The sequence below is a fragment of the Sandarakinorhabdus sp. genome (assembly GCF_041689835.1).
Taxonomy (GTDB): domain Bacteria; phylum Pseudomonadota; class Alphaproteobacteria; order Sphingomonadales; family Sphingomonadaceae; genus Sandarakinorhabdus.
This window is the reverse complement of sequence record NZ_JBDNFM010000165.1, coordinates 1-13972: the sequence shown is the minus strand read 5'-3', so window position 1 is coordinate 13972 and position 13972 is coordinate 1. Positions and strand designations below refer to the sequence as shown.

At 63.2% G+C, this 13972-nt stretch carries 6 protein-coding genes; all 6 read right to left on the bottom strand.

All coding sequences use genetic code 11. The annotated features are described in order from the left end of the window. Positions 1 to 111: 111 nt before the first annotated feature. Complete coding sequence (locus ACESL8_RS09115) at positions 112 to 3252, bottom strand: efflux RND transporter permease subunit (protein ID WP_372918036.1); 3141 nt, start codon at positions 3250 to 3252, stop codon at positions 112 to 114. Next, on the bottom strand, positions 3249 to 4499 hold the full coding sequence (locus ACESL8_RS09110; RefSeq protein WP_372918034.1) for a TolC family protein: 1251 nt from the start codon (positions 4497 to 4499) through the stop codon (positions 3249 to 3251). Before ACESL8_RS09110 ends, ACESL8_RS09115 begins: the two co-directional genes overlap by 4 nt. A 45-nt stretch (positions 4500 to 4544) precedes the next feature. After that, a complete protein-coding gene (locus tag ACESL8_RS09105; protein WP_372918038.1) occupies positions 4545 to 5723 on the bottom strand; it encodes a glycosyltransferase family 4 protein in 1179 nt (392 codons plus the stop codon). Positions 5724 to 5899: 176 nt separating this feature from the next. Further along, positions 5900 to 6610, bottom strand: a complete 711-nt coding sequence (locus ACESL8_RS09100) for a PEPxxWA-CTERM sorting domain-containing protein (protein ID WP_372918032.1) — start codon at positions 6608 to 6610, stop codon at positions 5900 to 5902. Positions 6611 to 6974: 364 nt separating this feature from the next. After that, entirely contained in the window at positions 6975 to 11117 is a 4143-nt protein-coding gene (gene rpoC, locus ACESL8_RS09095) for a DNA-directed RNA polymerase subunit beta' (protein WP_372918030.1), read from the bottom strand. An 87-nt stretch (positions 11118 to 11204) separates the two neighbouring features. Further along, on the bottom strand, positions 11205 to 13972 hold a 2768-nt coding region (gene rpoB, locus ACESL8_RS09090), incomplete at its 5' end, for a DNA-directed RNA polymerase subunit beta (protein ID WP_372918028.1).

Below are 13972 nucleotides of genomic sequence, written 5' to 3'. Positions count from 1 at the left end.
CCGGGTCCGCTGCGTCTATTACACGGCATCATTTATCGCCATATCCGGCAAGCCGGCCCACATCATGTAGGCGCTTGGCGGCGATTCCTCAAGGGCGCACGTCGTGCAGACTCAACCCTTCACCAGCCGCCGATACAGCGCCGGCAGCAGCAACAGCGTGAGAAGGGTGGAGGAAATGATCCCACCGATTACCACCGTGGCAAGCGGGCGCTGCACTTCGGCCCCCGCTCCGGTGGCGATCGCCATCGGCAGGAAACCGATGCTGGCCACCAGCGCGGTGGAAATAACGGGCCGCAGCCGGTCCAGCGCGCCTTCGCGCACCGCATCGTCCTTCGCGTGCCCTTCCCCGCGAAGATAATTGATGTGATCCACCATCACCAGCCCGTTGAGCATGGCGATGCCCGACAGCGCGATGAAGCCGATCGCCGCCGTAATCGAAAACGGCAAGCCGCGTATCGCCAGCGCAAACACCCCGCCGGTCACTGCCAGCGGAATGCCGGCAAACACGATCAGCGCCTGGGCAAACGAACCGAGGGCGCCATAAACCAGCACCAGAATGAGCAGCAGGCACGCCGGCACCAGCAGCGCCAGCCGCGCCTTGGCTTCCTGCAACTGCTTGAACTGGCCGCCATATTCGATGCGGTAGCCTTCCGGCATCGGCACTGCCTGCGCCAGTTCGGCCTTGGCGCCCGCCACATAGGCTTCGATATCCGTGCCCGACAAATTGACCAATAGGGCAGCGCGTTTCTGGCCGTTGTCGCGGCGCACCGGCTCCACTGCCATCACTTCCTCCAGCCGCGCCACCCGGCCCAGCGGCACCAGACCGGCCTGACCCACCCGCAGTGGCAGCGCCCGAATCGTATCAAGATCGGCGCGGCGCGCATCGGGCAGGCGCACCACGATGGCATGGCGGCGGATGCCTTCTAGGATCGCGCCCACTTCCTGCCCGGCCAGCGCCGTGCTGATGGCGCGGTTCACTTCATCGGCTCCCAACCCGAGCCGCACCAGCGCCTGGCTGTCCACCCTCACTACCAGGCTGGGGGTGCGGCCATCCACTTCATATTCGGCCTGCGCCGTGCCCGGCAACCGCTTCAGCACCGCCAGCACGCGGCCACCCAGTTGCTCCAGCCGGTCATTGTCGTCGCCAAAGATCTTCACCGACAGATCGGCGCGGGTGCCTTCCAGCATCTCGTTGAATTTCATCTCGATCGGTTGGCCGCGCAGGAAACTCTGATCGGCAAACTGGCGGCTGGCTTCAGCTTCGATGGCATCATAAAGCGCGGCCTTGCTCTGCGGGCCATTGGTCGGCCATTCGCTCAATGGCTTGTAGCTCACATAAAGGTCGTTCTCGCCGGGCGGCATTGGATCGGTCGCCACTGCCGAAGTGCCGATGCGCGAGAAAACCGCGGTAATCTGCGGGAATTTCTGCAAAAGCGCCTTCTCCAGCGCCAGCTCGATGGCAAGGCTGCGCTCGAGGTTCATGTCCACCGGCTTGTAGATCATGGTCGTGATCGAGCCTTCGTCCAGCCGCGGCGTGAACTGCGTGCCAAGCCGGCCAAACAGCAGCCCGGCCGCCGCGATCACCAGCAGCGCCGGCACGACGGCCAGCACCGGGCGCGCCAGCGTGACCGTGAGCACTGGGCGATACACCCGCTCCAGCGCCGCCATCAGCCGCGTCGGCGCCTGGCTTTCCCCGGCCTTCAGCCAGTACGATGCCATTGCCGGCACCAATGTCACGCTCACCACCAGCGCCGCCGACAAGGCCAGCATGACGGTGATCGCCATTGGCCGGAACAATTTGCCTTCCACGCCGCCCAGCGCCAGCACTGGCACGTAAACCAGCGTGATGATCGCCACGCCAAAAACCACCGGCCGCGCCACCTGCCCCATTGCCGAAGCGATGATCGACCGGCGCTCATCCTCCGCCAGCGCACGGCCCAGCCGCGCCTGTTCGCTGCCCAGCCGGCGCAGGGCATTTTCCACCGCGACAATGGCGCCGTCGACCACGAGGCCGAAATCCAGCGCACCAAGGCTCATCAGATTGCCGCTGATATCCAGCCGCACCATGCCGATGCGGGCGAGCAGGAAAGCAACCGGAATCACCGCCGCCACGATCAGCGCGGCGCGCCACTGGCCCAGCACCAAAATCAGCACGACCGCGACCAGCAACGCCCCTTCCGACAGATTGGTGCGCACGGTGGCGCCGGTTCGCTCCACGATATAGGCGCGGTCATATCGCACCTTGATCACCATGCCCCGGGGCAGCGCGGCCTGCACGTCGGGCAGATAGGCATCCACGGCGCGCGCCACGTCGCGGCTGTTCTGGCCGGTGAGCATCATGATGGTGCCCAGCACGGCTTCCTCGCCGTTCACCGTGGCCGCACCCGATCGCAGCATGTGGCCCACCCGCACGGTGGCCAGATCAGCCACAATCAGCGGCCGCGCGCCGCCAGCAAACTTCACCGGCAAGCCGCCAATGGCTTCGGGCTTCACCACCTTGGCATCGGTGCGCACCACCAGCCGGCGCGTGCCTTGGGATATGGTGCCGCCGCCGGCATTATCGGCATAAGCGGCCACGGCGGCAGCCAGTTCGGAAGGCGTCACCCCGGCGGCGGCGAGCTTGGCCAGATCAGGCTCGATCACATAATGGCGTTCCAGTCCGCCGATGCTGTTCACCTCGGCAACGCCCGACACCTGGCGCAGCATCGGCACGACGACATACTCCTGGGTTTCGGCAAGCGCCATCAGGTGCTCGTCGCTCGCGCTGGCGGGCGCCAAGCCGGGATGATGCGGCTCCGCGTGCGGCGGGTGATCCCATTCCAGCGAATAATACAGAATTTCGCCCAGCCCGGTGGTGATCGGCGCCAGCTGCGGCGCGGCACCCGCCGGCAGCAGCGCCTGCGCCGCCGCCAACCGTTCCGTCACCACCTGGCGCGCGCGCATCACATCGGTGCCGTCTTCGTACAACAGGGTGACCTGGGACAGGCCCGACCGTGTGAGCGAGCGGAACCCCGAAAGGCCGGGCTGGCCGCCCATCAGGCGCTCGACCGGCACCGTCACCCGCGTTTCGATTTCTTCGGCAGCAAGGCCGGGCACGGCAATGTTCACCTGCACCTGAACACCGGTCACATCGGGAATGGCATCGATGGGCAGGATAGAAAGGTGGTAAAGCCCAATTACAACAGCAACAAGAGCGGCGATCAGCACGCCGCCGCGGGCCCGCGCACTCGCCGAAATCAACGCCGCGATCACGGCTGGGCGCCGCCGCCGCTCAGCGTGCGAATATTCTCGCGCGCTTCCCACAGCCCCGCTCGTGTATCGAGCACGGCAGCCAGCGCATCGAGCCAGCCGGTCTGCATCTGCATATACGTGGCCAGCGGCACACCGCCCAGCCGCCAGGCGCGAGCGGCTTCCGCCGCCGCCGCCGCAAACCGCTGCGGCGCGTCGGCCGGCCATTTGGCCAGCGCTTCGCTGCGGGCGCGATAGACCGCGGCATCGGCAAACAGCCCGGCCAATATGCGCCGCCGCGCCGCGATCAGCGCCGCCTCGCCTTGCGCAGCGCGGCTTTGCGCAACGGCCACGTCGCCTTCCTGCCGGTTCCACAACGGTATGCTGGTAGTGGCGCGCATGCCGATCACCTGGTCCTGCACGTCGCCGCGGTCACGGTTGATGAACGGGCCGATGCTGATGGCGCCTGCGCGGCTCTTTTCGGCGAGGCGCACGCCCAGACCCTGCTGCTCAAGCTGCGCCTTCAGCGCCAGCAACTCGAAATTATTGGCCTCCACCTGCTCGGCCAGTACCGCCACATCGGGCAGCGGCGGCGGCGCGGCAGGCGGGCGCACGATGCGCACTTTGGCGGGGAAGGGCTGGCCGCGCAGGCCGTTCAGTTCATACAGTGCCGCATTATAGGACGCTTGGGCGTCCGCGGCGGTGCGTTCGGCGGTGATGGCAGCAGCTTCCAGCACGGCGGCTTCAAGGCGCGGCGCCGGGCCGGCAGCGTCTCGCGCCACCAGCACCGCGGCCAGGCTGCGCATGCGCCCCGCCACCTGCGCGGCGGCTTCGGCGCGGGCATCGGCGGCAAACAGCCGATATCCCAGTGTGCGGGCGCGCCCCGCCAGCGTCGCTTCGAATTGGGCAAGCCCGATGCGCGCCAGCGTGACATTGCCCTGCGCGATGGCTTTGCGCAGGGGCAGGCGACCATTGAATTCGATCGGCTGCAGGATCGAAACGGCAAAGGCAGGGCCGTCACCGAGGCGCACGCCGGTGAGCGGATTTGAAGTTCGGCGTTCACCAAACTCCACGCTGATTTCAGGATCGGCCAGCCGGCCGGCGGCGGCCACCCCGGTTTGCGCCAGGCTGATTTGGCGGGCCAGAAACTGACGCTCGGTGTTGCCGGCCACAACCTCGGCCGCCAGCGCATCGATCGACAGCGCTGCCGATTGCGCAGCGACCGGAGCCGCCAGCATCACGGCGGCAGCAAAACAAATTCCACGTATCATCGCCGCACGGATAGAACATCCGACGACAAAGAAATACCGGTTGTTTTACGTGTGCTTGGCTGCGATCAATTCGCGATAGCGGCTTAAAACAGCGCCGTTGATGGCATCCCAGTCAAAAGCCTGCGCCGCCGCCAGCCCCGCCTTGCCATGGGCAGCACGCAGCAGCGGATCGGTGCAATAAAGCTGCAATGCATCGGCATAGCCGGCAACATCACCCGGCGTGACCAGCGCGCCGGTAGCGCCATCGGTGACCAGGCATTCGTTGCCGCTGGCGCGGGCGGCAACCACCGGGATGCCGCTGGCCATGGCTTCCAGGTTGATGTTGCCAAACGTCTCGGTGGTCGACGGATTGAGCAGCATGTCGACACTGGCATAGGCGCGGGCCAGGCCCAGCCCATCCAGAAAACCGGTGAAGATGGCATCCGGTACTTGCGCGGCAAATCGTTCCCGCGCCGGCCCGTCGCCCACCACCACCAGCCGGTGCGGCACGCCGCGGCGCTGCAATTCGGCAACTGCGGCGACGACGGCATCAAGACCCTTTTCCAGCACCAGCCGGCCGACAAAGGCGATCACCGGTACGGAATCACCGATGCCCACGCTCCAGCGCCATTCCGGCGAGCGGCGCTGCGGGTTGAACCGCGTTTTGTCGACACCTCGGCTCCACACCGCCGGCTCGCTGCTGATGATGCGCGCATCACGCATCGTCTGGCCAAAGCCCGGCGTGGTGACGAACACTTCATCGAGCCCGGCATAAAACCACCCCAGCGCCACCTCCATGGCGCGGCGGGCAAAGCCAAAGCCGTAATATTCAAGATAGGTTTCAAAGCGGGTGTGGATGGACGCGACCACGGGCACGCCCATTGCGCGCCCCAGTTTCTTGGCAGCGTGGCCGGCCGGATCAGGTGCCGAAAGATGGATGACGTCGGGCGCGAAATCGCGGATTTCCCGCTTCAACCGGTTCGGCAAACCCAGTGAAACGCGATACTCACCGCGACCGGGGATCGACAGGCTAGGCACCGATACCAGGGTTCCAGCCGGTTCGAAAGCCGGCGTGTCACTGGTGGGCGAATACACCCGCACCGTGCAGCCCTGCCGCTCAAGAAACGCCACCAAGCGGTTTAACGCCTGATTGGCGCCATCGCGCACATAATTGTAATTGCCCGAAAACAGCGCGATGCGCAGCGGACGGCGAGCCCCCGGAGCGGGAGCGACAACATCAGGCATACGAAGGGCAGTGGCCACGGTGAAAATCCTTGCTGTGTACGTATATATAAGCTCAATGTGGCCAAGGCGCGGCAGGCCAGCGACCAATATGGTTGCTGTGGTCCCGCGAGCACGCACAGAAAAAACCCCGCCGGCACCGCGTGCCGGCGGGGTCGTCCGCTGCAAAGGTACGCAGGTCAGGCGGCAACGGCACTCGTGCGGCGACGCTGCGCGGCACCGACCAGGCCAAAGCCGGCGATCAACATCGCCCAACTGGCCGGCTCGGGGACACCGGGTGTTACGCTGCCAAATGTGATGTTGTCATAGGCGACGAAGTTGGCGCCGCCGCCGAAGTCAATTGACTTGGCCACGCCGGCAAAGCTGACGCCGATCGGGGTCCAGTTGCAATAAAAGCCGGTCGCGTTCGGCGGGCAGTTCTGATTGGCCTGCGTGACCAGGCTCAGCGTGGCAAGCACGTTGCCGGTCCCGCCAAGCCCGTCATACACGTTGATGAAGGCGCTGGAATTGGACGCGTAATAGAAAGAGAAGCCGCTCGAGAAACCAGCGGCGTAATCCAGCGTGACGGCCCCGCCCGACAGGAAGAACAGGATGCCCTTCTTGCCTGGCGCATCGGGCTCGCAGCAGCCGTTGTAGTTGTTGAGGGCAAGGGCATTGCTTGAAAAGGCCACCCCCAGGTTGGCCCCGCTCGTGCCGTGGCCGCTTGTGCCGCCATTGTAATAGTTGGTTACGGCAGTGCTGTTGCCCTGATTGGGATCAACGACGCCAGTGAAATCGAGCGAAACGACGGCGGCCTGCGCCATCGAGGCCGAAGCCGCAAACACACCTGCAAGCAGAAGTAGATAACTGCGCATGATAAATCTCCCCTTCACAAGCCGGCCACCGATCACAGAGCGCCGGTACGTTTGACGGAGAACGTCGATACCCCCCCATGGAGTCCCGAATCGCCCCGACTGCATAAAATAAACGTTATTTTAATGTTCTGTTCAAGTTACTATTTGATTTCAGGCTGCACAGGACGGGCGATGCCGCGCGAAGGGTGCTTCCCAGATTGCCGAGATGACAGGTCCTGCCGGCGTGGTCGTGCAGTCAGTCCCCTACGACCATTGAATGATGGGCCGGTCAAATCGACGGCGCACCGCGTATATTTCCCCGTCATTTCGCCGGCTTGCAGTTGACGCCCACAATGAAAAAGGGCGCGCCGGTTGCCCGCCGCGCCCCTTTTCATTCACCCGCCGGTTGGCGGAACGACAATCAGCCTTCGGTCTGCTCCAGCGCCTTGGCACTGGCCTGCTGCACCGAACGCAGCACCGCATCTCGGCTGGCAGCGGCAACCCGCAGGCGGCCGATGCCGGCGCCGGTGCCGGCCGGGATCAAACGGCCAACGATGACGTTTTCCTTCAGGCCCGTCAGCGTGTCGATCTTGCCCTGCACCGCAGCTTCGGTGAGCACGCGAGTGGTTTCCTGGAACGACGCGGCCGACACGAACGACTTGGTTTGCAGCGAGGCCTTGGTAATGCCTAGCAGCACCGGCTTGCCGGCTGCAACGCGGCCATCCTGGCCGAGCTTGGCGTTTTCCGAGTCCATTTCCTCGCGGTCGACCTGTTCGCCCACCAGCAGCGTGGTGTCGCCGCTATCGGTGATTTCCACCTTCTGCAGCATCTGGCGCACGATCACTTCGATGTGCTTGTCGTTGATGCGCACACCCTGCAGGCGATAGACCTCCTGGATTTCCGCACACAGATATTCGGCCAGCGGCTCGACGCCCAACACTTCGAGGATGTCGTGCGGGTTGGGGTTGCCATCGATCAGATAGTCACCCCGGCGCACGAAATCGCCTTCCTGCACGGCCACGTTCTTGCCCTTCGGCACCAGATACTCGGCGACGTCCCCACCATCTTCCGGACGGATATTGATGCGGCGTTTCGTCTTGTAATCCTTGCCGAATTCCACCCGGCCATCAATGCGTGCGATAACCGCATTGTCCTTGGGAATGCGCGCTTCGAACAGTTCGGCCACCCGCGGCAAACCGCCGGTGATGTCGCGCGTTTTGGCAGCTTCACGCGGGATACGCGCCAGCACGTCCCCGGCCGAAACATCCTGGCCTTCAGCCACCGACAAAATGGCATCCACGGCCAGCATGTAACGGGCAGATTCGCCCGACTGGTCGTCAAGCAGGGTGATGCGCGGACGCAGATCATCCTTCTTGTTGCTGGATTTCCATTCGGTGACGACCTTGTTGGCGAGGCCGGTGGCTTCATCCACCTCTTCCTTCAGGGTCGTGCCTTCGATCAGATCCTGGTATTTCACCTTGCCCGATTTTTCGGTGATCACCGGCAGGGTGTACGGATCCCACTCGGCCAGACGATCGCCCTTCTTGACCGTGATGCCTTCGAGATGCGTCACCAGTGCCCCGTATGGAATGCGGTGCATCGAGCGTTCGCGACCTTCGGAATCGCGCAGCACCAGCTCGCCGTTACGCGCCATCGACACGTTGCGGCCGCGGCTGTCGGTGATGGTCACCACACCGCGGAACTCGATCAGGCCGTCAACCGGCGCGTCGAGCGTGGACTGTTCCGACACCTGCGCGGCGCCGCCGATGTGGAATGTGCGCATGGTCAGCTGCGTGCCCGGCTCGCCGATCGATTGCGCAGCAATAACACCGACGGCTTCGCCCATGTTCACCGGCGTGCCGCGCGCGAGGTCGCGGCCGTAACAGGTGGAACAGACGCCGCCCTTGGTTTCGCACAGCAGCGGCGAACGGATCTTCACTTCCGCCACGGCTGCAGTCTCGATGCGGGTCACGTCGGCTTCGCTCAGCAGGTACCCGGCGGGGGCCACGATCTCACCGGTCTTGGCATCGACGATGTCGACCAGAACGGTGCGGCCAAGGATACGCTCACCCAGGCTGACGATGGTGTTGCCGCCTTCGACAATGGCTTTCATCACCATGCCGCGCGGGGTGCCGCAATCCTCTTCGACAACGACGCAATCCTGCGAAACGTCGACGAGGCGGCGGGTCAGGTAACCCGAGTTGGCGGTCTTCAGCGCGGTGTCGGCCAAGCCCTTGCGAGCGCCGTGGGTGGAGTTGAAATACTCCAGCACGGTCAGGCCTTCCTTGAAGTTCGAGATGATCGGCGTTTCGATGATCTCGCCCGACGGCTTGGCCATGAGGCCGCGCATGCCCGCAAGCTGCTTCATCTGCGCCTGGCTACCGCGGGCACCGGAGTGGGCCATCATGTAGATGGAGTTGATCTGCGCCTCACGGCCATCCGGCTGTTTCTTCTTGGCGCTGATTTCCTTCATCATTTCGTTGGCGACCAGATCGCCGCAACGCGCCCAGGCATCAACGACCTTGTTGTACTTCTCGCCCTGCGTGATCAGGCCGTCCTGATACTGCTGCTCGAAATCCTTCACTTCGCCCTTGGTCTTGTCGACCAGCACGGCCTTGGCGGCGGGGATCACCATGTCGTCCTTGCCGAAACTGATGCCGGCCTGGAACGCGTGGCGGAAGCCCAGCGCCATGATGGCATCGGCAAACAGCACCGTCTCCTTCTGGCCGGTGTGGCGATAGACGGTGTCGATGACGTCGCCGATCTCCTTCTTGGTCAGCAGGCGGTTGATGGTTTCAAACGGCACCTTGTGGCTCTGGGGCAGCGTTTCACCCAGCAGCAGGCGGCCCGGCGTGGTGTTCACACGCTTCATGTAGGGCTGGCCGTTTTCATCGGTCTGCGGCACGCGGGCGATGATCTTGGTGTGCAGCGTCACGTTCTTGTTGAACAGCGCCTGGTGCACTTCGGACATGGTGCCAAACGCCATGCCTTCGCCCGGTTCCTTTTCGGATTCCATCGACAGATAATACAAACCCAGCACCATATCCTGCGACGGCACGATGATCGGCTTGCCGTTGGCGGGGGACAGGATGTTGTTGGTCGACATCATCAGCACGCGGGCTTCCAGCTGGGCTTCGAGGCTCAGCGGCACGTGGACGGCCATCTGATCGCCATCGAAATCGGCATTGAAGGCCGAACATACGAGCGGGTGCAGCTGGATGGCCTTGCCTTCGATCAGCACCGGCTCAAAGGCCTGGATGCCGAGACGGTGCAGTGTCGGCGCGCGGTTGAGCAGCACCGGATGCTCGCGGATCACCTCGTCGAGGATATCCCAGACTTCCTTGCGTTCCTTTTCAACCCACTTCTTGGCCTGCTTCAGGGTCATGGACAGACCCTTGGCATCGAGACGCGAGTAGATGAACGGCTTGAACAGTTCGAGCGCCATCTTTTTGGGCAGGCCGCACTGGTGCAGCTTGAGTTCGGGGCCGGTAACGATCACCGACCGACCCGAATAATCGACGCGCTTGCCGAGCAGGTTCTGGCGGAAACGGCCCTGCTTGCCTTTCAGCATGTCCGACAACGACTTGAGCGGGCGCTTGTTGGCACCCGTGATGGTGCGGCCGCGGCGGCCGTTGTCGAACAAGGCGTCGACGGCTTCCTGCAGCATGCGCTTTTCGTTGCGCACGATGATATCCGGCGCGCGCAGTTCGATCAGACGCTTCAGGCGGTTGTTGCGGTTGATGACGCGGCGATAAAGATCGTTCAAATCCGACGTCGCGAAACGGCCGCCGTCCAGCGGCACCAGCGGGCGCAGTTCCGGCGGGATCACCGGCACCACTTGCAACACCATCCACTCGGGCTTGTTGCCCGAATTGATGAAGCTTTCGACGATCTTCATCCGCTTGATGATCTTCTTGGGCTTCAGTTCCGATTTGGTGGTGCGCAAATCCTCGCGCAGCGTCTCCATCTCGCCTTCAAGATCAAGCTCCTGCAGCAGGATGCGAATGGCTTCGGCACCGATGCCGGCCTGGAAGGCGTCCTCGCCATATTCTTCCTGGGCGGTCATCAATTCTTCTTCGGTGAGAAGATCGAACTTCTTGAACGGCGTCATGCCCGGATCGAGCACGACATACTGTTCGAAATACAGCACGCGCTCCAGCTGCTTGAGCTGCATGTCGAGCAGCATGCCGATGCGGCTGGGCAGCGACTTCAGGAACCAGATGTGCGCTACCGGCGCGGCCAGTTCGATGTGGCCCATGCGCTCACGGCGAACCTTGGACACGGTCACTTCGACGCCGCACTTTTCGCAGACGATGCCTTTGTACTTCATGCGCTTGTACTTGCCGCACAGGCACTCGTAATCCTTGATCGGGCCAAAGATGCGCGCGCAGAACAAGCCATCACGTTCCGGCTTGAACGTGCGGTAGTTGATGGTTTCCGGCTTCTTGATCTCGCCGAACGACCAGCTGCGGATCTGTTCCGGGCTGGCGATCGCAATCTGGATCTGGTCAAATGTCTCGGGCTTGGCGGCCGGCGAGAAGAAATTCATCACTTCATTCGTCATCTTTTTTCCTCCGTTTCCCCCGCCGGCGAGCGGCGGGGGCTGGGGGTGAGCAGAGCGTAGGCTGGGAAAAACCGGCGGTCGGGCCGGTTATTCCGCCTCCTTGGTGCTCTGCAGCTGGACGTTGAGGCCCAGCGACCGCATTTCCTTGACCAGCACGTTGAAGCTTTCGGGGATGCCGGCTTCAAACGTGTCATCGCCCTTGACGATGGCCTCATACACTTTGGTGCGGCCCACCACGTCATCGGACTTGACGGTGAGCATTTCCTGCAAGGTGTAGGCCGCGCCGTAAGCCTGCAGTGCCCAGCACTCCATTTCCCCGAAGCGTTGCCCACCAAACTGGGCCTTGCCGCCCAGCGGCTGCTGGGTGACGAGGCTGTAGGGACCAATCGAACGGGCGTGGATCTTGTCGTCCACCAGATGGTGCAGCTTGAGCATGTAGATATAGCCCACGGTCACACGGCGATCGAAAGCGTCCCCGGTGCGGCCGTCGAACAGTTCGACCTGCCCCGACGTTTCCAGTCCGGCCAGTGCCAGCATGTTCGACACATCGGCTTCCTTGGCGCCATCGAACACCGGCGTTGCCATCGGCACGCCGCCCACGAGGTTGCGCGCCAGTTCCAGCACCGCGGCATCGTCATGATCGGCGATGTCGAGGAGGTACTGCGGGCCATAGATTGACTTGAGCAGCTCGCGGATCTCAGCCGCTGTGCCGCTCTCCATGGTTATGTGAATGTTTTCGAGCATGGCAGCGATCTTCTTGCCCAGGCCGCGCGCGGCCCAGCCCAGATGGGTTTCAAAGATCTGGCCGACGTTCATTCGGCTGGGCACGCCCAACGGATTCAGCACGATGTCGACCGGTGTGCCATCGGCAAGGAACGGCATGTCTTCCTGCGGCAGAATGCGTGAAATCACGCCCTTGTTGCCGTGACGACCGGCCATCTTGTCGCCCGGCTGCAGCTTGCGCTTCACCGCGACGAACACCTTGACCATCTTCAGCACGCCGGGCGGCAGTTCGTCGCCCGATTGTACCTTGCCCTTCTTGTCTTCCAGCTTGGCAGTGATGGTGGTGTGGGCTTCATCCCACTGCGCCTTCAACGCTTCGAGGCTGCCCTGGGTCACATCGTCTGCAACGCCGAACTTCCACCACTCGCGGCGCGGCTGTTCTTCCAGCATGGCATCGTCGATGGCGGCGCCCTTCTTCACGCCCTTGGGCGCAGCCACCACTTCCTGGCCCAGCAGCGCGGTGCGCAAACGGGCATAAGTGGCGCGGTCAAGAATGGCGCGTTCGTCGGTGGCGTCCTTTTCGAGGCGCTCGATTTCCTCGCGCTCGATCTGCAGGGCACGTTCGTCCTTGTCGATGCCGTGACGGTTGAAGATGCGCACATCGACAATCGTACCCGACACGCCGGGCGGCAGCCGCAGCGACGTGTCACGCACATCGCTGGCCTTTTCACCAAAGATCGCGCGCAACAGCTTTTCTTCCGGCGTCATCGGCGATTCGCCCTTGGGCGTGATCTTGCCAACAAGGATATCCCCCGGCTCCACTTCGGCGCCGATATAGACGATGCCGGCTTCGTCGAGACGGGCCAGGGCGTCTTCACCAACATTGGGAATGTCGCGGGTGATGTCTTCCGGGCCCAGCTTGGTGTCGCGGGCCATCACTTCGAATTCATCGATGTGGATCGACGTGAACACGTCTTCCTTGACGATCTTCTCGTTGATCAGGATCGAATCTTCGTAGTTGTAACCGTTCCACGGCATGAACGCGACGAGCACGTTGCGGCCCAGCGCCAGTTCACCGTCTTCGGTCGAAGGACCATCGGCGATGATGTCGCCCTTCTGCACCAGATCGCCCACGGTCACCAGCGGCCGCTGGTTGATGCAGGTCGATTGGTTGGAGCGCTGGAACTTCATCAACGAATAGATGTCGACACCCGATTTGCCGGGCTCCACGTCTTGCGTGGCGCGAACCACGATACGGGTGGCGTCCACCTGATCGACGATGCCGGTGCGCTTGGCAGAGATGGCAGCGCCGGAATCGCGGGCCACAGTGCCTTCCATGCCGGTGCCCACAAACGGGCTTTCGGCCTTCACCAGCGGCACTGCCTGGCGCTGCATGTTGGAACCCATCAGCGCGCGGTTGGCGTCATCGTTTTCCAGGAACGGGATGAGCGATGCTGCAACCGAAACCAGCTGCTTGGGGCTGACGTCGGCCAAGGTGATGGTGCTTGCCGGGGCCATCAGGAATTCACCGGCCCGGCGGGCCGAAATCAGCTCCTCGACGTAGGCACCATTGGCATCGATGCCGGCATTGGCCTGCGCGATGGTGTGACGAACTTCTTCCATGGCGGAAAGATAGATCACATCGTCGGTCAGCTTGCCATTATCCACCTTGCGGTAAGGCGTTTCGATGAAGCCATATTTGTTAACGCGGCTGAAGGTGGCGAGGCTGTTGATCAGACCGATGTTCGGGCCTTCCGGCGTCTCGATCGGGCAGATGCGGCCATAGTGCGTCGGGTGAACGTCGCGCACTTCAAAGCCGGCGCGTTCACGCGTCAGACCGCCCGGGCCAAGTGCCGAAACGCGGCGCTTGTGGGTGACTTCGCTCAATGGGTTGGTTTGATCCATGAACTGCGACAGCTGGCTGGAGCCGAAGAATTCACGCACCGCAGCCACCGCCGGCTTGGCGTTGATCAGATCGTTGGGCATGACGGTGTCGATATCGACACTGCTCATGCGTTCCTTGACGGCGCGTTCCATGCGCAGGAGGCCGACGCGGTACTGGTTTTCCAGCAGCTCGCCCACCGAACGCACGCGGCGGTTGCCGAGGTTGTCGATGTCGTCGATCTCGCCCT

Excerpts from the sequence above, each read along its gene's own strand:
- rpoC (WP_372918030.1), bottom strand. The coding sequence starts at position 11,117 with ATGACGAATGAAGTGATGAATTTCTTCTCGCCGGCCGCCAAGCCCGAG.
- ACESL8_RS09105 (WP_372918038.1), bottom strand. The coding sequence starts at position 5,723 with ATGCCTGATGTTGTCGCTCCCGCTCCGGGGGCTCGCCGTCCGCTGCGC.
- ACESL8_RS09110 (WP_372918034.1), bottom strand. The coding sequence starts at position 4,499 with ATGATACGTGGAATTTGTTTTGCTGCCGCCGTGATGCTGGCGGCTCCG.